This window comes from Nisaea sp., assembly GCF_017640745.1.
Classification (GTDB): domain Bacteria; phylum Pseudomonadota; class Alphaproteobacteria; order Thalassobaculales; family Thalassobaculaceae; genus Nisaea.
Genome location: NZ_JAEPQA010000032.1, coordinates 21,754 through 41,026, shown reverse-complemented (window position 1 = coordinate 41,026; position 19,273 = coordinate 21,754). Strand labels below are relative to the sequence as shown.

Genomic DNA, 19,273 nt, shown 5'->3' with positions numbered 1-19,273 from the left:
GCGGGACTGCGGCAATCCCTATGTCTCCTTCACCTTCAGCCGGATGGAATCGCTGCCCATGATCAAACTCGGCACCGTCGTGTTCAGCGACGGGAATGCCGACACTGATCTGATGCGCCTGCGGCTCGGAAACATGCAGCACAAGCTCATTCTCGACGCGATCGAGAAGAGGGACGCGCAACGGGCTGAGTCGATGATGCGCGAGCATGCGAACCAGACGCTCGTCTATACCGACATTTTTTCGGCTCCTCGGCCGCCCCGCGAACTGGATGCCTGAGCTTTCGGGGGTATAGTCTCGGTCCCTATCGGACACAGATTTCTCCAAGGCATTCAATGACCGACATTCTTTTCCTGCCCGGCTTCATGTGCGACGCCCATCTCTGGGACCTCGCCCTTTCGGGGCTCGAGCGTCTGGGCACGCTTCATTTCGGCGACCTGACGCGGGACCGGAGCTTCGAGGCGATGGCGGAGCGGGTTCTCTCGGAGGCGCCGGAGCGGTTTTCCCTCGTCGGCTTCTCGATGGGCGGGTTCGTTGCACGTGAGATTGCGCTGAGGGCGCCGGAGCGGGTGGAGCGCCTCGCACTGCTCAATACCAGCGCGCGTGGCGACGGCGAGGAACAGGCGAAGCGCAAGGCGGGATTGGCGAAGGCGGCCGAGACGCGCGGTTTCCGAGGCCTTTCGCGGCATTCGGTGCTCTCCTCCCTGCATCCCGAAAGACGCGGCGACGAGGAGATGGTCGGCAGGATCCGCGAAATGGCGGACCGGATCGGCAAGGAGGGATTCGTCAATCAGATCGGCGTGGTGCGCCGGGACGGGCACGCGGAACTGTCGCGCATCACCGCGCCGACGCTCGTCGTCTGGTGCCGGCAGGACGAATTGCGCAGTCTCGATGAGGCAAGTGAGCTGGCGGACGGTATTCCGGGCGCCAGGCTCGAGATCGTCGAGAACTGCGGACACATGCTGCCGCTGGAAGCCCCGGAGGAAATGGTCTCGCTGCTCGAAGGCTGGCTCGACTGATCCAGCGCAGCCCTACTTGGTCGTGTAGCTGAAGACGCCGTCCCATGCGGCGGGCGGTGCGGCGGCGAGCTGTTCCGAGCGCTCCCGGAGCATCCGGGCCGCCGGATCTGCACCGAGGCGCTCCCCGGCGGCAGCGAACCCTTGCGCCGCCTCGGTGAACTCTCCGGTGAAATATTCACGCAGCGCCCGCTCGTAGATGTCCCGTGCCGCGAGACGGTCTGGATCCACCTTTCCCGACCTGCCGAGCAGTTCGTAGATATCGGTCGGCGTCTTGTGCCCGGCGACGGCGACCCGGTCGAGGTGGCGCCATTCGAATCCGTCTCCGGCGGCGCTCTTCAGCGCCCTCGGTCCGATGATCCGCGTGCCGTACATCTTGTTAAGGGATTCGAGCCGCGAGGCGACGTTGGCCGCGTCGCCGATGATCGAATACCCGAAGCGGTCCGACGAGCCGATATTGCCGACGACGACGTCGCCGAAGCCGAGGCCGATGCGGATGCGGAACTCCGCGTCGCCGCTGTTTCCGTCCCTTTGCCGGAGTGCTTCCAGCGCATCGAGGGCACCGGAGCAGGCCGCTGCCGCATGGTCCGGCAGATCTCGCGGTGCGTTGTAGAACGCCAGCAGGCCGTCGCCCATGAACTTGTCGATGGTTCCGCCGGTGCGATGCAGGGCCTCGGCCATCAGGTCGAAGAAATCGCGCAGCTCGAGAACCAGCCGGTCGGGCGCCATGCCTTCGGCGATCCCAGTGAAACCCTCGATATCTATGAAGAGGATGGTGAGCTCCTTGCGGACCGCGCCGAAAGAGGCGGCTTCCCCGCTGCTGACCATGTCGGCGGCGAGGTCCGGCGGCACGTAGCGTTGCAGGGATCGGAGACCGGATTTCATCTGGTCGACGGAACGGCCGAGAATATTGAGCTCGGCAATCCCGGAGCTCGGGGCAGGGGTGTCGGACAGCCGCATCCGGGCGGCCTCGCTGATATCGGCGCTGATCGTTCTGATCGGGCCCGAGATCCGGGTCGCGAGATAGGCCGCGGCGATGATGACGGCGATGGTCGCTCCGAGGCCGAAGGCGACGGTTCCGAGCAGGCGCTCGCGGGCGAGGTAAAGGAAATCCCGTTCCGGGACGATCATGGCGACGAACCATTCGAGATTCCGTGCCGAAGGAACCGCTTGCGCACCGACATGGTAGGGCAGACCGTCCCACCGGATCGTCTTCGAGACGAATTCGGAACTCGTCGCACGGCCGAAGAGGCCCTGAAGCTCTTCCCGGTTCCCGGCAAACACGTCGCCGAGGATCTTGCGGTTCTCCTCATCCAGGCTCGGAGCGACGGCTACGCTGCCGTCCCTGTGCATCAGGAACGCCGCACCGTTTGTCCCGACCTTTATCCTGGTCATCCAAGCCTTGAGATCCTCCAGTGGGATATCGATGTGCAATACGCCCGCCGGCGGGTCGCCATGCGCCCTCAGCACGGACATGCCGAGATTGCCGTCATGAAACCGGTAGGGTTTGGTCCAGGTCGGCGAGGGGCTTTTAAGACCGTCCTTGAACCAGGCCGCATCCTTGTAGGAGGCGGCATAGACGTGACCGGTGGTGCTCTTTTCACGTGCCGCGGGTTCGCTGTTCTGGTGGGCGGCATGGATATGCGGAATGGTATCGGTTGCTGTTTCCGCTGAGTGCTCGTTCCGGGTGACCAGAAAATAGCCTGCTCCGGTGAGGCTGCCGTAGCCGACCCAGGTGCCGGGATCGAGATGAAGAACCTTCGAGAGCAGGGCCGTTTCGAGTTCCTGCTGACCGACGGGCCCGGAGAAGGTGCCGGAATCGATCAGTTCGATGACCGTCAGCGCGTTGGCGTAGCGGTTCAGCAGCCGGTCGACCTTGTCGACCACGGAATGTCCGACTGTGGTGAAATGCGCTTCCGCCAGGCCCTCAAGAACTTCGGCCGTCTCGTCCGTCAGCATCACGCCGACGGCGGCGACGGAGGCAACGACGCTGGTGATCAGCAAGCCCTGCAGCGCCGTTCGCAGTCTGATCCAGGCTTTCTTGGTCACGCGCCGCTCCCTGGACCGAAAGGTTGTCCCCGGACTATGGGATACTTATGCCGCCCGACCAATGACTTATAGCACATGAAAACGGCCGCATCGTATCGATGCGGCCGTCTCCTGAAATATGAACCCGAAAGCTTATTCTGCAGCTTCGGCGGGCCAGCCGGCCACCGCCTTCACTTCGAGGAATTCCATCAGGCCGTAGATACCGCCTTCGCGGCCGTTGCCGGACTGCTTGTAGCCGCCAAACGGGCTGCCCGGCGCGCGGCCCGCACCGTTCAGCTGGATCATGCCGGCGCGCAGCTGTCGGGCGAGGCGCTTGGCACGTTCCGGATCGCCGGTCTGCACGTAGGAGGTGAGGCCGTACGGTGTGTCGTTCGCGATCTTGACCGCTTCCTCTTCGCTGTCGAAGGACATGATCGACAGGACCGGGCCGAAGATCTCTTCCTTGGCGATCGTCATGTCGTTGGTCACGTCCGCGAACACGGTCGGCTTCACGTAATAGCCGCGGTTCAGACCGTCCGGACGGCCGAGGCCACCGGCGAGCAGGGTCGCGCCCTCCTTGATGCCGGCCTCGATCAGGCCCTGGATCTTGTTGAACTGAGCCTCGGAGACCACCGGGCCGATCTGGCGGCCTTCCTGGCTCGGGTCGCCGACTTCCTGTGCTTCGGCGACGGATTTCGCGGTCGCAACCGCTTCGGCATAGGCCGACTTCTCGACCATCATCCGGCTCGGCGCGTTGCAGCTCTGACCGCTGTTGTTGAACATGTGCAGGACGCCGCGCTTCACTGCCTTGGCGACATCGGTATCGGCGAAGACGAGGTTCGGGCCCTTGCCGCCGAGTTCCAGAGCCACGCGCTTGACCGTATCGGCCGCGGCCTTGGTAACGGCGACGCCGGCGCGGGTGGAGCCGGTGAAGCTCATCATGTCGATGTCCGGATGGCGGCTCATCGCCTCGCCGACGGTCGGGCCGTCACCGTTCACCAGGTTGAAAACGCCTACCGGGAATCCGGCCTGCTCCATGAACTCTGCGAAGAGCAGGGAGGACATCGGGGCAATTTCGGACGGCTTCAGGACGACGGTGCAGCCGACGCCAACGGCCGGGACGACCTTCAGGGTGACCTGGTTCATCGGCCAGTTCCACGGCGTGATCAGGCCGCAGACGCCGATCGGCTCATGGATGATGTATTCGGTCTGGAACTTCTCGTTCAGCGGATGCTCGAAGGTGAATTCCTTGAGCGCCCGGATGAAGGCCTTGATATGGCCGAGGCCGGCGGCAGCCTGCTGGCTCGAGGCGATGTTCTTCGGGGCGCCCATTTCCTTGGAGATCGCCTCGGCCATCTCCTCGATCCGCTCCTGATAGATTTCGGCGAGCTTCTCGACCTTTGCGACGCGCTCGGCATGGGGCGTGTTGCTCCAGCTCGGGAAGGCGCGCTTGGCGGCGGCGACCGCGGCGTTCACGTCGGCTTCGCTGCCGAGAGAGATGGTCGCGTATTCGGTCTCGTTCGCCGGGTTGATGACGGGGAAATCGTTCGCCTTGATCGGCGCCACCCATTTTCCGTCGATGAAGAAATCGGTCTTCCGTTCCATCTGTTCCTCCCGCGGAGCCCAGGGGGGCATGCCGCGTGCTTGCCGGTGATGTCTGGCCCGTCCCGGTCTCGGGCGGGTGGTCCGCATATGGGGATCGGATCGGGCCGGTACTAGGAGGCCCTCGAGGAGGGCACGTGCCCGCATTACTCCACGAAATCCACTTCGACAACAAGAGGGCGAAGAAATCACCTATTTTTCCTGTGGTATAAGTTCAGGAAAAGGAAGCGAAAAAATCTTTATTGTTGCGTTGCACAATAGCTGCATAAACTTCGAAACCTACCGATGAGGGCAGTTCCCCGCTCTCACGCTGAATGACGAATGGGCCCTTATTCTGCGGGCCCCGGCGAGAGGTTCAGCCGACGAGGGGCTTCGCTGCAAGGCGGAGCGATCGAAAAGAAAACGGCGGACCTGTTTCAATCGAACATGGAGGCTGATCATGAATTTCCTGAAATACCCGCTCCTCGGTGCAGCGCTTGCCATTGCCGTCGCCGGTGTCGCCGAAGCCAAGACCTACAAGGTCGGGCTCGACGGTACCTTTGCCCCTCACGCCATGCCGAAGCTGTCCGGCGGGGTCGAAGGATTCAACGTCGATCTCGCGAACGAGATCGGCAAGCGCCTTGGCGCCGAGATGGACATCACGGCGGCCCAGTGGTCCGGCCTCCTGCCGGGCATGCAGGCGGGCACTTACGACTTCATCGTCGCGCCGACCACGCTGACCGAAGAGCGTACCAAGAGCATGCTGTTCACCGAGGGCTACATCAACACGGACTTCCAGTTCGTGATCAAGAAGGGCGGCCCGAAGATCACCAAGCTCGAGGACTTCAAGGGCAAGGTGATCGCGGTCAACAAGGGCGCGGTCTATGACAAGTGGGCGCGCGACCTCGAAAGCCAGATCGGCTGGACGGTCGAGTCCTACGGGACCAACACGGACGCGATCCAGGCGGTCGTCTCCGGCCGTGCCTTTGCCAATGTCGCCGGTAACACCGCGTCGGCCTGGGCGGTGAAGAAGAACCCGCAGATCGAACTCTCCTACATCCATTCCACCGGCAGGGTCTTCTCGATGCCGTTCCGCAAGGACAGTGCCGAGCTCCGGAACAAGGTCGAGGAAGCGATCGAGTGCATGAAACTCGACGGCACCATGACCAAGATGAGCGAGAAATGGTTCGGGGTGACGCCCGCGCCGGGCTCCGCGCTGATCACCGTGCAGCCGGGCTATGGCGAGCCGGGCTTCGAGGGCTATGACCCGACGGAGCATACGCCGAACTGCGGCTGATCGCCGTCGGCTTGAAAGCGCCGGACACGGGAACCCCGTGTCCGGCGGCCTATTCGCATTCACACCATCAGAGTACCGGTTCATGGCACCCATCCTCGAGGCCCATGGTCTTTGGAAGAAATTCGGCGATTTCCAGGCGCTGAAAGGAGTCGATTTCACCCTGGAGACGGGCGAACTCGTCTTCATCATCGGCCCGTCCGGATCCGGGAAAAGCACGCTCCTGCGTTGCTTCAACCGCCTCGAGGAGCCGAGCGACGGCGTCGTGATCTTCGAGGGCGTGGACCTGATGGACCGGAGCGTCGACATCAACCTGATGCGCCGGCGCATCGGCATGGTGTTCCAGCAGTTCAATCTCTATCCGCACCTGACCGCACGCGACAACATCACGCTGGCGCTGCGCAAGGTGCTGGGAAAGAGCAAGGCGGAGGCGAACGGGATCGCGGAGAAGATGCTGGAGCGCGTCGGTCTCGCCGACAAGGCGGAGTCCCATCCGGGGGCGCTGTCCGGCGGCCAGCAGCAGCGCGTGGCGATCGCCCGCGCGCTGGCGCTCGAACCCGCCGTCATGCTGTTCGACGAGCCGACGAGCGCGCTCGATCCCGAACTGGTCGGCAGCGTGCTGCAGGTGATGCAGCAGCTGCGCGATGCCGGCATGACCATGGTCGTCGTCAGCCACGAGATGCGCTTCGCACGCGCGGCGGCGGACCGGGTGATCTTCATGGCCGACGGACAGATCCTCGAGCAGGGGACGCCCGAGGAAATCTTCGAGGCGCCGAAACATCCGCGGACCCGCGAATTCATGGCGGAGATCGGGCAATGAGCGAGGCCGTGCCCGCCACCATGTGGGAGCGGTTCGTCGAAACCTTCTTCCGCCCGGACCTGATCGAGGAATACGCGGGCGCCATCGGCAAGGGTGTGCTCGTCACCTGCGAGATCGCGGTGCTCGTCGTGCTCTGCGGCATCGCGCTCGGGATGGCGCTCGCCGTTCTCCGCAGCTACCGGATCAAGGCGCTCTCGGCGCTGATCGTCATCTTCGTCGACCTGATGCGTTCTCTGCCGCCGCTGGTGCTCATCCTGCTGATCTATTTCGGCCTGCCGACCCTGGGGCTGACGCTTTCCGGCTTCTTCGTGCTCTGGCTCGTCCTGACCCTCGTGCTCGGGGCCTTTTCCGAGGAGATTTTCTGGGCCGGGATCCTCTCGGTCCGCAAGGGGCAGTGGGAGGCGGCCCGCTCGACCGGGCTCGGCTTCAACCAGACCCTGATCTACGTCGTCATACCGCAGGCGGTGCGGATGACCGTCGCACCGCTGACCAACCGGACCATCGCGATCACCAAGAACACGGCGCTCGGCACCGTGATCGGAGTAGGCGAGATCCTGAACCAGGCCTCGACCGCGCAATCCTTCTCCGGGAGCGCGACACCGCTCATGATGGGCGCCATCGCCTACATCCTGCTCTTCATTCCGGTCGTCGCCCTCGGCCGCTGGATCGAGACCCGCTTCCAGTGGAGGCGCGCCTGAGATGGATGAGCTGATCTACAATTTCTTCAACATCGACATCATGAAGGAAGTCTTCCCGCTGATGCTGCGGGGCGCCGGGATGACTCTGTTGCTGTGTCTCGCGGTCATTCCGCTCGGACTGCTGGGCGGCCTGCTGGTCGCGCTCGCGACGCGCACGAAATACCGGATGCTGCGCTATGCCGTGATCGCGCTGATCGACTTGTTTCGCGCGGTGCCGCCGCTGGTCCTGCTCATCTTCGTCTATGCGGGGCTGCCCTTCGCCGGCGTCGAGATCTCGCCCTTCACAGCGGTCTGCGTCGCCTTTCTGCTGAACAATTCGGCCTATTTCGCGGAAATTTACCGGGCCGGGATCGACAGTATCGGCGCGGGGCAGTTCGAGGCCGCGCGCTCGACCGGTCTCTCCGGAATACAGACCATGCGCTACGTGATCCTGCCGCAGGCAACCCGGAACGTGCTGCCGGATCTGCTCAGCAACATCATCGAGATCGTGAAACTGACCTCGATCGCCAGCGTGGTCTCGTTTCAGGAGCTGCTCTATTCCGCCGACATGGCCCGGTCGGTGACTTACAATGCCTCGCCGATCGTCATGGCCGCCGCGGCGTATCTGATCATGCTCTGGCCGGTCGTCCGGCTGCTCAGCCGGTTGGAGCACCGGGTGGGGCACTGAGCGCGGTCCGGAGTCTATCGCGCCGCGAGGCCGGCGCGCTCAAGTCCGTGCTTCAGATGAAAATAATCCTCCGGGTTGCGGAACCGGAACGCCGAGAGGAACCAGAGCGCGATGTCGCCGGGCAGCGGGGGCATCGCGCCGATCCAGTTCTCCCGAGCGGTTGCGAGGAAGCGTTCCGCTTCCCGTTCGGCAGCCTTGCCGTTGCCGAGGTGGGCGAATGCGGCCGCCGCCCAGGCCGGCGGGTAGAGAACGGTGTTTTCCCCGGCCTTCGCGGCCGCCCAGATGGTTCCCGGATAGTCGCGGCAGAGATAGCGGCAAGCGGTTTCGAAGCACCAGTTCAGCGGCCGGTATGAGGAATCCGTTTCCCGCGGAGCCTCGATGCGGCGCAGGGCCTCTGCCGTCTCCCCGCAGAAGGCGAGCCCGAGAGCCGAAGAAATTGCGGTGCCGACGTCGTTCTGGTTGAGGCTCTCCGCGATCCCGAAACAGAGGATCGCGCGTTCGAAAGCGCCGACCTGGAGATTTGCCCATCCGGAGGCATGGTAGCTCTTGGTATCGCGCGGCCCTGCCTCTATCGACCGTTGCGCAAATTCCAGCGCTTCTTGCTCCGTCGCCGCATCCGTCCGATAGCCCGGGCAGACGAGTCCCTTCATGCTTGAAGACAGGGAGCGGCTGGACAGACCCGGCGCGAAGTCCGGAGCGTCGGCAATAATCGCATTGAAGGTATCGGTCGCCTGGGACCAGGAAGCCGGCGTCCAGCGGCGCATGAGGCCCCGTCCCAAGAGCCAGCGGTCATGAATCGACGGCGAGACCGGAGCATCGGTTGCGGAAAGTCCTGATCGGCCGAGCGACAGGTGCACGTTCACGGCAACAGCCAGTTTTTGCACGAGTTGCTTCAGCGAACGCGGCCAGGTTTCCAGACTGGCGGGGCTTTCCTCGCTCCAGAGAATCGTATCGGAGGCGGTTTCGCGCACCGAGACCAGGACATGCAGGACCGCTTCCTTCACAAAGGCGTCCGCTTCGACGCGGTAGCTCGGATCCAGAGCACCGAGACTCTTGACGGTTTCGGCGCGCTCTCCGTCGATCACCAGCCATTCCCTGAATTTCAGCAGGCTGGACATGAACTGATGACGAAAGGCGCGGGCCATGAACCTGAGAGGTTCGGGAAGACCGGCGTCGGAGAACGTGCCGACGACAAGACGCGGTGCGCCGACCGCGTTCCGCATGGCCCTCGTCATGGCATCCGTGCCGTTCTGTGTTGGCGCTTCCGGTGACGTGCCGGATTTTATCAGCGCGACGAGAGCCTTGGTCTCATCTGACGGCTCCATGTCGTAATCCGCTTCGAGCAGGGACCAGAGCCTATTGTAGCGTTTCAGGGCGGATGCAATGTCTCCGGTGCGGACATGCTGCAGCATGAGTTCGCGGCAGGCGCCCTCGTGCGTCGGGTCCAGGTTCGAGAGCGCGAGGGCCGCATTTTTCGAAATCCGTTCCGCATGCGGTTCGTCGGGCCGAGTGTGATCGCTGATGCGGGCCTCGAGGCTGAGGACCAGACGGTCGTGCAGGATTTGCCTCTGCACTGTGATCCAGGACCCGAACGCGGGATCGAGATCCTCGAAACCGAGCAGAAGCGAGGAGGAGATATCGCTGCGCTGCAGAAGGATCGGGTGGACCGGCGCCTTCGCATCCTGGTCGAGGATGGTCCAGAGATCGGTGATAAATGCGTCGGTGCGCAAGCGGATCTCGTTCCGCGTCACCTCTATCGCGCTGTGTCCGACCTTTTCGAAGTACTGATTGAGGCGTCTCAGCGCCTGCCTGAGCGATGCCCGGGCCTGTTCCTCCGGCGCGCTGCTCCAGAGCAGGCCGGCGATCCTCTCCCGGGTCTCGCTGTGAGCTGGAACCAGCATGAGATACGCGAGAATGGCCTGTGCCTTCCGGCTGGGCAGGTTTGCCTCGCAGCCGGGGGCCTCGATCGCGAAACCGCCGAGGAGGCTGACCTTCAGGATGTCGTGTTGCTTCGAGCTGCGCGCCGGCGGCGAAACGGTCAGAGTATTCCGGTTTCCGTCGAGCTGAGCGTCCACCATTCTAAAGTCTCTGCCTTTCGGCAAGCGCCTCTCTTTGCTGGTTTGGCGCGCGACAGGAGTCCGTCGCCGCCGCTGAATGACAGTGCCAATGGTCTTACGAAACGGAGCGCCGGATCAACCCGCTTTCAAGGCGATTGGCCGGGGGCATGCTGTCGGCTTTCTGCAATCATTCGGTCATCACGCTGTCACGCGCCGTCGCTAGCGTTCGTCATTTGGCGCGCGGAGAGCAGTGGGGAAATGAACGTGAATCTCGGATGGAACCGGCTCCGGCGGGAGTTCGAATCGAGAAGGCCGATCGTTTCGTACTGCAATCCGGACGATGCATTCGGACGCCAGATTCTGATCCGGTGTATCGAACTGCTGACCGGTCAACCGCGGCTGCAGCGAATGTACGACGATTACTGCAGCACGTATCTCGGCAGCGGCGATTTCTGGCAGTCTGCCGTCGAGTATCTGAGGCTCTCGGTCCGCTTCGAGGAATCCCGCCTGAAGGCGATTCCGGCCGAGGGGCCCCTGATCATCGTCGCCAACCATCCGTTCGGTGTCCTGGATGGCATCGCGGTCGGCCATATTACCTCGCAGGTCCGTCCGGACTTCAAGCTGATGGCCCACGCGGCTCTCGGGCGCGCCGAACCGCTCCGGCCGTTCCTGATCCCGATTGAGTTCGACGGCGCTTCCAGCGCGGTCAGGAGCAATGTCGAATCGAAGCGAAATGCGCTTGCCCATCTGAAGGATGGCGGGGCGCTGGTGATCTTTCCGGCCGGGCGGGTTTCGACCGCTGAGAATGTTTTCGGACGGGCGACCGATGCGCCGTGGAAGCTCTTCGCCGGCAAGCTGATCGCCCATTCCGGGGCGACGGTCGTGCCGATCTTCTTCGAGGGACAGAACCGCTTTCTGTTCCACTTTGTCAGCCGTTTCAGCGAAGCGCTGCGCGAGGCTTTGCTGATGAGTGAGGTGGTGCGCCGGATCGGCGACGAGGTACGGGCGCATATCGGTGCCCCGATCGGAGCGGAGGAACTTGGTGGAGGGACGGACCGGCAGGCATTGCTCGACGACCTGCGTCAGCTGGTCTATGCGCTCGACCCCGCGCGGGTCGCGGTTTCTCCGGCCTGAGTCAGATCAGGGTTTCCTCCAGCACGAGCGCCGCCGCGCCGCGGGCCCAGACCTGGTCTCCGCCAAGATCGATCCGCAGATCGACCGAGGTGTCCGTGCCGGGAAGGGTGTTCGCTTCCATCGCTTGGCGCAGCGCACCGTAGAAAGCCTTCGCGGAATGGGCGCGGGCACCTGAGAGAACCACGACGGGCGGATCGAGAATGTCGACCAGATTGGCGATTCCGGTACCGAGCATGCTGCCCGCGCGTTCGAAGACAGAGACGACCGCCGGGTCCCCTGAATCCGCCTGTGCGATGAGGTCCCGCATCCGTGCTTCGAGAGCGATCGGATCGTCCGTCGCGACCGAGGGGCCGAGAATGTTGGCCTCGCGCGCGATCGCATAGTCGGAGGCATAGGCCTCAATGCAGCCGCGCTGGCCGCAACGGCAGAGCGCGCCGCCGACAACGATCTTGGTATGACCGAACTCTGCGCCGAAGCCTCGGGAGCCGCGATAGAGTCTCTCGTTGATCACAAGCCCCATGCCAACGCCGTGCTCGACGGTCACAACGAGAAAGGTGGGAAAGGTGCGGCCGACCCCGAACCATTTCTCCGCCAGCGCGGTCATGTTCGCGTCGTTGTCGATGAAGGTCCGGAAACCGGTCCGTTCTTCAACGATTTCGCGGAAGGGAACGTCGCGCTCCGAGAAGACCGGCGCCCAGCGGACAAGGCCGGAGGGGTATTCGACATAGCCGGGGACGCCGATGCCGAGTCCGAGCACCAGATCCGGATCGATCCCCGAGACGGAGACGATCTTCTGCACCTGCTTCATGCAGATATCGGCGATCCATTCCGGCGCGTCGCGGTTGGCCCGGACCGGAATTGTTTCGGCTCCGAGAATATCTCCGGAGAGATCGGTCAGCGACACCGAAGCCTGATGCATCGAGATCTTGATGCCGACGGCGAAACCCGCCTCCGGGTTCAGCTCAAGTCGGGTCCGCGGGCGGCCGCGGGCGGACTCGTCGCGGCCCGTTTCGGCCTGCTTTTCCCGGATAACGCCATCCTCGAGCAGTTCGGAGGTGATGATGGTGACGGTCGCGGGGCTGATGCCGATCTGTTCGGAGAGTTCGATCCGTGCCGCCGCGCCGCGCCGGCGAAGACAATCGACGATTGCCTTGCGGTTTTTGGCCCGCACCGGGTCGGGGATGTGCCGGCCGAGCCGCCTGTTGCGCTGCTCCATCTGGTCAGATCGGCAGGGTGCCCCGGAAGCGCTCTTCCGGAAGGCCCCTGATACCGTCTAAATCGGCGACGTAAATGCCGCCGGCTGTCGGTTGCATACGTTCGCGCTCCGCAGTGAAGCCTTCCCGTGCGGTCGCGATATAGAGCCTATCCAGGTTGTCGCCGCCAAAACAGGCCAGGGTGACCTGGCTGACGGGCAGCTCGACCCTGATGTCGCGCGTGCCGTCGGCGAGGAAACGCTGCACGCAGCCGCCCTCGAACTGTGCGTTCCAGACCGCACCTTCGGCATCGACACAGGAGCCGTCGGGAGCCCCGTCGGTGCCGCTGAGTTCGGCAAATACCGTGCGACCGGACGGCGTTCCGCTCTTCCGTTCATAAGCATAGCGAAAGATCTTCCTGTTGGCGGAATCCGCGAAATACATGTCCTCGCCGCCCGGCGAAAAGCAAAGGCTGTTGGTGCAGCCGACATCGCCAATCAAAAGTCTTGGGTTCTTGCCGGCTCCATAGGAATAAACTGCGGAGAGGGGGCGCAAGCTCTCCTCGTCGAGACCGCCGAAAATGAACCTTCCCTCCCGGTCGCAGCGCCCGTCGTTGAGCCGTGTGCTCGGAATCTCCGGTTCGACTTCCAGGAGCTCTGTGAGTCTTCCCGTCGCCGGGTCGAAATGCGCCAGGCCGTCCTCATGAGCCAGGAGGATAGTATCCCGTTCGGTGAAAGCGAAGCTTCCGATGCGTTTCGGGAAAGCGATCTTCTCTGCCGCGCCTCCGTCGGCGTTGCAGCTCCAGAGCGCCCGGCCGTGGATGTCTGTCCAGTAGAGTTTCCTCTGCTCCGCATGCCACTGGATGCCCTCGGCGAGGATGTTCCGGCAGTCGAGCAGCAGGCGGGCTCGGACGGTGTCAGGCAAGGGCGCGCTCCTGCAAGTGGTCGGGCATCTTTCCGAGAATGATCATGCCAAGCACATCGTCCTTCGAAACCTCTTCCGTCCGGACGGTTCCGACGAGACGGCCATTCTTCATCACCGTCAGCCGGTCGGAAAGATCGAAGACGTCATGGATGTCGTGGCTGATCAGGAAGATCCCGATGCCTTCCGCCTTGAGCTGCTTGATCAGTTCGGAGACCATCTGCGTCTCCTGCACGCCGAGCGCCGCCGTCGGCTCGTCCATGATCAGCACGCGGGCATCGAAATAGACCGCGCGGGCGATGGCGACCGACTGGCGCTGGCCGCCTGAGAGTGCCTTCACGGGTGCCGCGAACTTGCGGAAGTTCGGGTTCAGCCGCCCCATGATCTCGCGCGTCTCTGCCTCCATGCGCACCTCGTCGAGCATGCCCGAAGGGGTGAGAAGTTCGCGGCCGAGGAACAGGTTGGCGGCCGCGTCGAGATTATCTGCGAGGGCGAGGGTCTGGTAGATCGTCTCGATATTGTACCGGCGGGCGTCGCGCGCATTCCTGATCGTCGCGTTCTCTCCGTCGATCAGGATATCTCCGCTGTCTTTCGGATTTGCCCCGGAGAGCACCTTGATGAGAGTCGACTTTCCCGCGCCGTTATGGCCGAGCAGTCCGACCACCTCGCCTGGATAGAGATCGCAGGTCACGCCGTCGACGGCCTTGATGCCGCCGAAGGAAACGTGGATATCGCGCATCTCGACGAGCGGGGTGCGTGTCTCTGTCGTCATCATGATGCTTATTCCCCGATCCGGCGGCGATAGACCTGATCGACCCAGACGGCGAGGACCAGGACGAGGCCGATGACGATGGATTGCAGCGAGGTATTCACGCCGATCAGCGCCATGCCGCTCTGCAGGCTCTGCATCACCAGTGCGCCGAGGATGGCGCCGTAGATGGTTCCGATCCCGCCGGCGAGTGAGGTGCCCCCGATGACTGCGGCGGCGATGACCCGGAGCTCGTCGAGGGTACCGAGATCGTTGGCGGCCGATTGCAGGCGAGCCGAGGCGATCACGGCGGAGAGCGCGCAGAGGCCACCCATCAGCATGAAGATGTAGAGCGTCATGCGCCGGACATCGATGCCGGAGAGCTCGGCCGCCTGCAGGTTGCCGCCCATGGCGAAGACATAGCGTCCGAATTTCGTGCGCCGGGCGACGATGGTCATGACGATGGCGACGACGGCGACGATGACGACCGGGATGGCGATCCCGTGCGCAAGCGCGAGGCCGCCTTCCGGAATCTCCATGCCCCGGGCCTCCGCCAGCCGTTTTGCGGCACGGGCCGGAACGGGGTAGGCGTTCATCGCTGCGACGAAGGAGGCGATGGCGACGGTCAGCACGCCGATATTCAGCCAGTCGGCCCAGAGCGGCTTCAGCGGGAAGTCGAAGAGCTTACGCCGCCGGCGTCCGTTCAGGATGCCGTAGAGCACGAAGGCCGCCATGAGAATCCCGAAGATCCAGGAGCCGACCTCGCCGAGTGTGCCGGCGATGCCGCCGCCGAAGATCACGAAGGTTTCGTCGAGCGGCGCGACGGTGCGCCCGGTCGTGACCCACCAGGCGGCCCCGCGCCAGACCAAGAGGCCACCCAATGTGACGATGAAGGCGGGCACGCCGAGATAACCGATGACCCAGCCCTGCAGGCTACCGATAAGCAGCCCGAGGAGCAGGCCGACAGCGATGGTCAGCACCCAGTTGGCCGGATGGTTGAAACCGAGATATTCGGGCAGGATCTCCGTCTGCACCACACCCATCACCATGGCGATCACGCCGAGCACCGAGCCGACCGAAAGGTCGATATGGCGGGTAACGATGACGAAGACCATGCCGGTCGCCATGACGGCGACCGAGGCCGTCTGGACCGAGAGATTGAAGAGATTGCGCGGGGTGATGAATCGCCCCTCGGTCATCAGATCCAGCAATACCCAGATCAAGAGCAGCGCGCCGACCATGCCGAGCAGACGCAGGTCGAGTTCCATCGTTCGGACGAGGCCGGCAAGTCCGGATTGCGAGACTTTGGCGATATTGCCGTCTGTCGCGGGGGAGGGTGGCGCCTGGTCGCTCATGCGGGTGATCCACTTGGCGAAGAAGAAAAGACCGGCACCGAAAGGTGCCGGTCAGTGGGACGGAGCTTCGGCGTCAGTCGCAGGCTGCGACCGTGCCGCTTTTCACGCCTTTGCAGACCACGTCCTTGGAGACCCATCCGGCGTCGATCACGACACCGAGCTTGTCTCGCGTGATCGGCACAGGCGCGAGGAAGACCGAGCTCAGCATCTGCCCGCTCGGGCTTTTCCACTGCTGGGCACCGGAGACTTTCTCGTTGTCGGTGCCTTTCGCCAGTTCGACGGCGATCTCCGCCGCGCGTTTGCCGAGATCGCGGGCATCCTTCCAGACCGAGACCGTCTGTGTGCCGAGCGCGACCCGATTGAGCGCTGCATGGTCGCCGTCCTGGCCGGAAACCGGGAGACCTTCCATGCCCTGCGCGGTCAGGGCCGCGACCACGCCGCCGGCGGTGCCGTCGTTGGAGGCGACGACCGCGTCGACCTTGTTGTCGTTCGCGGTCAGGATCTGCTCCATGTTGCGCTGCGCGTTCGCGGGCAGCCAGCCATCGGTGTACTGCTCGCCGACGACCTTGATGTCGCCCTTGTCGATCGCCGCCTTCAGGACCTCGAGCTGGCCGTCATGCAGGAAATCCGCGTTCGGGTCCTGCGGGCTGCCCTTGATGAAGACGTAATTGCCTTTCGGCTGAGCGGCATAGACCGCACGCGCCTGCATGCGGCCGACCTCGACATTGTCGAAGGTGATATAGAAGGCGTCCGGGTGCTCGATGAGCCGGTCGTAGCCGACAACGGGAATGCCTTCGGCTGCGGCCTTGTTCACGGCCGGCGTGATGGCTGAGGCGTCCTGGGCCAGGATGATGAGGGCCTTTGCGCCGCGGGCGATCAGGCTCTCCACGTCGGACAGCTGCTTCGCCGTCGAGCTCTGTGCATCGGCGCTGATATATTCGACGCCTGCCTTTTCCAGTGCAGCCTTGATCGCGGCTTCGTCCGTCTTCCAGCGCTCTTCCTGGAAGTTCGACCAGCTGACGCCGACGATTGTATCCGCAGCCGTCGCGGCTTGCGGCACTCCGGCCAGTCCGCCGAGCGCGAGGACTCCGACGGCAAGCAATTTCGTGAGATCTACCCTCATGTTTTCCTCCCTCAAGGAATGTGGCGTTCTTCGCCAATTGATTTATTTTTATGATTAAAAAATATGTTGCCGCAAGCCGGTCTGGCCGTCAATGTTTTCAGAGATGACAGCGGGAGGAGCAGAAAAGATGGCGGCTTATGCGACGCGCTACCCCGATCTGAAAGGACAGGCGGTGTTCGTCAGCGGCGGTGCGACGGGCATTGGCGCGGCGATTGTCGAGGCTCTCTGCTGGCAGGGGGCACATACCTATTTCGTAGACATAGATGAGGAGTCTGCTGAGGCGCTGACCGCCAGCGTCGGCGAGAAAACCGGCACATCGCCGTTTTTTCATCGTTGCGACGTGACGGATACGGCTGCTCTCGAGGACGCGATCGTACGGGCGTCCGAGGTCACGGGCTCGCTCTATGCGCTGGTGAACAACGCGGCGCGTGATCTCCGCGTTCCGGCGGAGAAGGTGACCGAGAAGGACTGGGACGATCTGGTCGCGATCAATCTGAAGCACCAGTTCTTCGCGGCGCAGACCGCTTACCGGCTGATGGCGCCGAACGGCACCGGATCGATCATCAATTTCGGCTCCATCGCGCCGGGGCAGGGGGTCCGAAATCTCTCTGTCTACAACGCCTGCAAGGCCGGTGCTTTCGGTCTCACCAGATCGCTCGCCCGCGATTTCGGCGAGGCCGGAATTCGGGTCAACTCCATCGTGCCCGGCGCGATCCTGACGCCGCGCCAGCTCCGCGATTGGATCGACCCGGAGACGAAGAAGGGCGTCATCGAGCGCCAGTGCCTGAAGCGGGCGATGCAGGAAGACGACGTCGCCGAGATGGTGCTGTTCCTTGCCTCCAATGCCTCGCGGGGCTGTACCGCGCAGGAATTCAGGGTCGACGGCGGCAATATCTGAGCGTGGTCAGCTCAGAACAAAACCCTCGTAACCGGCTTCGGCAACAGCGTTGCAACGCGCACGGTAATGCTGCAGCCCGCCGGCATAGGGCATGAAGACCCTGGGCTTTCCGGGAACGTTCGCGCCGAGATACCAGGAGCTGTTTGCAAGCGGGAGCAGGGTCGCCTCCGCGGCGCGGTTGGTCTCGATCACCCAGTCCTCGGCGGCCTTCTCTGTTGCCTCGATCCGGGTTTTCCCTTCATCGCGCATGCGGGCGATGCAGTCAGTGATCCAGTCGACATGCTGCTCGATCGAGACAGGCATGTTTGTCAGCACCGAGGGACTGCCGGGGCCGGTGACCGTGAAGAGGTTCGGGAAACCGGCGATCTGCAGGCCGAGATAGGTCTTGGGTCCTGCCGCCCAGGCGTCTCTCAGGGCGAGACCGTCCTTGCCTGTGATGTTCAGGCGGAGCAGGGGGCCGGTGATGGCGTCGAACCCGGTCGCGAAGACGAGAATGTCCAGATCGTAGTGCGCCTTGCCTGTCTTGATTCCGGTGGCGGTGATCCGCTCGATCGGGTCTGACTTGATGTCGACCAGGGTGACGTTGTCGCGGTTGAAGGTCTCGAAATAGTCGGTGTCGACCGGCGGGCGCTTGGTGCCGAAGGGATGGTCGAGGTTGCTCAGCAACTCTGCCGTCTTCGGATCCTTCACGATTTCCCGGATCTTCGCCTTGATGAAATCCGAGGCGGTGTCGTTCGCCGCCTTGTCGACCATCATGTCCTTGAAGACCGCGCGGAAGCGCAGGCCGCCCTTCTGCCAGGCCTCCTCGTAGATTGCCTGCCGTTCCTCTTCCGAGACGCTGGCCGCAAGACGGTCCTCGATGCGGAAGGGATGGCCGTTCGGGGTCGAGACCATGACCTCGTGAATTTCGTCCCGGTGCGTCTTGAGGTAGCGCTTGAACTCGTCTGTCAGTGGTGCGTTGCGGGCGGGAATGCTGTAATTCGCCGTCCGCTGGAAGACGGTGAGATGCTTCGCCGTTTCGGCGATCACCGGGGCAGCCTGGATGCCGGTAGAGCCGGTGCCGATCTGCCCGACCCGCTTGCCGCGGAAATCGACGCCCTCATGCGGCCACTCGCCGGTGTGGTACCAGTCCCCCTTGAAGTCCTTGAGGCCCGGAATATCCGGCAGGTTGGCGGAGGAGAGGCAGCCGACTCCGGTGATCAGGAACGGCGCGGCATAGCGCTTTCCGTGCTCGGTTTCGACATGCCAGAGCGTGGCGGCATCGTCGAAGCGGGCGGAGACGACGCGGTCCGAAAGCCGGATGTCCTTGCGCAGGTCGAAACGGTCGGCGACGTGGTTCAGATAGTGGCGGATTTCCTCCTGGCCCGGATAGCGCTCGGACCATTGCCATTCCTCAAGCAGTTCCTTCGAGAAGTAATAGCAGTAGGAATGGCTTTCGCTGTCGCAGCGCGCGCCCGGATAACGGTTCCAGTACCAGGTGCCGCCGACGCCGTCCGCTGCTTCAAGGACCAGCGCCTTCATGCCGAGCCGGTCGCGCAGGCTGTGCAGCTGGTAGAGCCCGGTGAAGCCAGCACCTATGATCAGCGCGTCGACCTGCTCGACCTCACCGCTCGCGTTCTGGTCTTCTGCGGCGATGCTTTCCGCCATGTCTCGCTCCCTGTCTTTCTTTTGCCGAAAGCATGACCTTGCCTGTGGTTGGGATCAATCTTCCCACCGCAAAGACAGCGGTGCCGCCGGGGAGC

At 63.5% G+C, this 19,273-nt stretch carries 17 protein-coding genes; 8 read left to right on the top strand and 9 right to left on the bottom strand.

Translation table 11 applies throughout. The features are described 5' to 3' along the window. Positions 1–277, top strand: a 277-nt coding sequence (locus tag JJ959_RS18600) for an FCD domain-containing protein (RefSeq protein ID WP_292887095.1), incomplete at its 5' end; no start/stop codon positions are given. Between the two features lie 56 nt (positions 278–333). Further along, a complete protein-coding gene (locus tag JJ959_RS18595) occupies positions 334–1,017 on the top strand; it encodes an alpha/beta hydrolase (protein WP_292887092.1) in 684 nt (227 codons plus the stop codon). A gap of 12 nt (positions 1,018–1,029) precedes the next feature. On the opposite strand, the gene JJ959_RS18590 is transcribed toward JJ959_RS18595, so the two are convergent. After that, on the bottom strand, positions 1,030–3,063 hold the full coding sequence (locus JJ959_RS18590) for an adenylate/guanylate cyclase domain-containing protein (RefSeq protein ID WP_292887090.1): 2,034 nt from the start codon (positions 3,061–3,063) through the stop codon (positions 1,030–1,032). Between the two features lie 132 nt (positions 3,064–3,195). Further along, entirely contained in the window at positions 3,196–4,647 is a 1,452-nt protein-coding gene (locus tag JJ959_RS18585) for an aldehyde dehydrogenase family protein (RefSeq protein ID WP_292887087.1), read from the bottom strand. Between the two features lie 436 nt (positions 4,648–5,083). Here JJ959_RS18585 and JJ959_RS18580 point away from each other — a divergent pair, with 436 nt between their 5' ends. The 4 genes from JJ959_RS18580 to JJ959_RS18565 all read left to right on the top strand — a co-directional run bounded on the left by JJ959_RS18580 (position 5,084) and on the right by JJ959_RS18565 (position 8,102). After that, positions 5,084–5,920, top strand: coding sequence for a transporter substrate-binding domain-containing protein (locus JJ959_RS18580; protein ID WP_292887084.1), 837 nt, complete (start codon positions 5,084–5,086; stop codon positions 5,918–5,920). Between the two features lie 82 nt (positions 5,921–6,002). Next, positions 6,003–6,737, top strand: a complete 735-nt coding sequence (locus tag JJ959_RS18575; RefSeq protein ID WP_292887081.1) for an amino acid ABC transporter ATP-binding protein — start codon at positions 6,003–6,005, stop codon at positions 6,735–6,737. Further along, entirely contained in the window at positions 6,734–7,435 is a 702-nt protein-coding gene (locus JJ959_RS18570) for an amino acid ABC transporter permease (protein WP_292887078.1), read from the top strand. Before JJ959_RS18575 ends, JJ959_RS18570 begins: the two co-directional genes overlap by 4 nt. A 1-nt stretch (position 7,436) precedes the next feature. After that, positions 7,437–8,102: an amino acid ABC transporter permease gene (locus tag JJ959_RS18565; RefSeq protein ID WP_292887077.1), complete on the top strand. Its 666-nt coding sequence runs from the start codon at positions 7,437–7,439 to the stop codon at positions 8,100–8,102. A gap of 14 nt (positions 8,103–8,116) precedes the next feature. Here the strand turns inward: JJ959_RS18565 and JJ959_RS18560 are convergent, their stop codons facing one another. Continuing rightward, positions 8,117–10,180 (bottom strand): BTAD domain-containing putative transcriptional regulator, encoded by a 2,064-nt coding sequence (locus JJ959_RS18560; RefSeq protein WP_292887075.1) that lies wholly within the window; start codon positions 10,178–10,180, stop codon positions 8,117–8,119. Between the two features lie 237 nt (positions 10,181–10,417). On the opposite strand from JJ959_RS18560, the gene JJ959_RS18555 reads away from it, so the two are divergent. Next, complete coding sequence (locus JJ959_RS18555) at positions 10,418–11,293, top strand: lysophospholipid acyltransferase family protein (RefSeq protein ID WP_292887074.1); 876 nt, start codon at positions 10,418–10,420, stop codon at positions 11,291–11,293. 1 nt (position 11,294) lies between these two features. Here the strand turns inward: JJ959_RS18555 and JJ959_RS18550 are convergent, their stop codons facing one another. From JJ959_RS18550 to xylF, 5 genes are all read right to left on the bottom strand, one after another. Further along, a complete protein-coding gene (locus JJ959_RS18550) occupies positions 11,295–12,509 on the bottom strand; it encodes an ROK family transcriptional regulator (protein WP_292887071.1) in 1,215 nt (404 codons plus the stop codon). Between the two features lie 4 nt (positions 12,510–12,513). Then, positions 12,514–13,410, bottom strand: coding sequence for an SMP-30/gluconolactonase/LRE family protein (locus JJ959_RS18545; protein ID WP_292887068.1), 897 nt, complete (start codon positions 13,408–13,410; stop codon positions 12,514–12,516). Continuing rightward, the gene (locus JJ959_RS18540) at positions 13,403–14,182 is read right to left on the bottom strand and encodes an ATP-binding cassette domain-containing protein (protein ID WP_292887065.1); all 780 of its coding nucleotides are present in this window, start codon (positions 14,180–14,182) and stop codon (positions 13,403–13,405) included. Before JJ959_RS18540 ends, JJ959_RS18545 begins: the two co-directional genes overlap by 8 nt. 5 nt (positions 14,183–14,187) lie before the next feature. After that, the gene (locus tag JJ959_RS18535; RefSeq protein WP_292887062.1) at positions 14,188–15,510 is read right to left on the bottom strand and encodes a sugar ABC transporter permease; all 1,323 of its coding nucleotides are present in this window, start codon (positions 15,508–15,510) and stop codon (positions 14,188–14,190) included. A 73-nt stretch (positions 15,511–15,583) separates the two neighbouring features. Further along, on the bottom strand, positions 15,584–16,633 hold the full coding sequence (xylF, locus tag JJ959_RS18530; protein ID WP_292887059.1) for a D-xylose ABC transporter substrate-binding protein: 1,050 nt from the start codon (positions 16,631–16,633) through the stop codon (positions 15,584–15,586). 127 nt (positions 16,634–16,760) lie between these two features. On the opposite strand from xylF, the gene JJ959_RS18525 reads away from it, so the two are divergent. Then, positions 16,761–17,531, top strand: a complete 771-nt coding sequence (locus JJ959_RS18525; RefSeq protein WP_292887056.1) for an SDR family oxidoreductase — start codon at positions 16,761–16,763, stop codon at positions 17,529–17,531. Between the two features lie 6 nt (positions 17,532–17,537). On the opposite strand, the gene JJ959_RS18520 is transcribed toward JJ959_RS18525, so the two are convergent. Continuing rightward, positions 17,538–19,178, bottom strand: a complete 1,641-nt coding sequence (locus JJ959_RS18520) for an NAD(P)/FAD-dependent oxidoreductase (protein ID WP_292887052.1) — start codon at positions 19,176–19,178, stop codon at positions 17,538–17,540. Positions 19,179–19,273 lie beyond the last annotated feature (95 nt).

Excerpts from the sequence above, each read along its gene's own strand:
- JJ959_RS18550 (WP_292887071.1), bottom strand. The coding sequence starts at position 12,509 with ATGGAGCAGCGCAACAGGCGGCTCGGCCGGCACATCCCCGACCCGGTG.
- JJ959_RS18560 (WP_292887075.1), bottom strand. The coding sequence starts at position 10,180 with ATGGTGGACGCTCAGCTCGACGGAAACCGGAATACTCTGACCGTTTCG.
- JJ959_RS18580 (WP_292887084.1), top strand. The coding sequence starts at position 5,084 with ATGAATTTCCTGAAATACCCGCTCCTCGGTGCAGCGCTTGCCATTGCC.
- JJ959_RS18570 (WP_292887078.1), top strand. The coding sequence starts at position 6,734 with ATGAGCGAGGCCGTGCCCGCCACCATGTGGGAGCGGTTCGTCGAAACC.
- JJ959_RS18525 (WP_292887056.1), top strand. The coding sequence starts at position 16,761 with ATGGCGGCTTATGCGACGCGCTACCCCGATCTGAAAGGACAGGCGGTG.
- JJ959_RS18595 (WP_292887092.1), top strand. The coding sequence starts at position 334 with ATGACCGACATTCTTTTCCTGCCCGGCTTCATGTGCGACGCCCATCTC.
- xylF (WP_292887059.1), bottom strand. The coding sequence starts at position 16,633 with ATGAGGGTAGATCTCACGAAATTGCTTGCCGTCGGAGTCCTCGCGCTC.
- JJ959_RS18520 (WP_292887052.1), bottom strand. The coding sequence starts at position 19,178 with ATGGCGGAAAGCATCGCCGCAGAAGACCAGAACGCGAGCGGTGAGGTC.
- JJ959_RS18535 (WP_292887062.1), bottom strand. The coding sequence starts at position 15,510 with ATGAGCGACCAGGCGCCACCCTCCCCCGCGACAGACGGCAATATCGCC.
- JJ959_RS18540 (WP_292887065.1), bottom strand. The coding sequence starts at position 14,182 with ATGATGACGACAGAGACACGCACCCCGCTCGTCGAGATGCGCGATATC.
- JJ959_RS18585 (WP_292887087.1), bottom strand. The coding sequence starts at position 4,647 with ATGGAACGGAAGACCGATTTCTTCATCGACGGAAAATGGGTGGCGCCG.
- JJ959_RS18575 (WP_292887081.1), top strand. The coding sequence starts at position 6,003 with ATGGCACCCATCCTCGAGGCCCATGGTCTTTGGAAGAAATTCGGCGAT.
- JJ959_RS18555 (WP_292887074.1), top strand. The coding sequence starts at position 10,418 with ATGAACGTGAATCTCGGATGGAACCGGCTCCGGCGGGAGTTCGAATCG.
- JJ959_RS18565 (WP_292887077.1), top strand. The coding sequence starts at position 7,437 with ATGGATGAGCTGATCTACAATTTCTTCAACATCGACATCATGAAGGAA.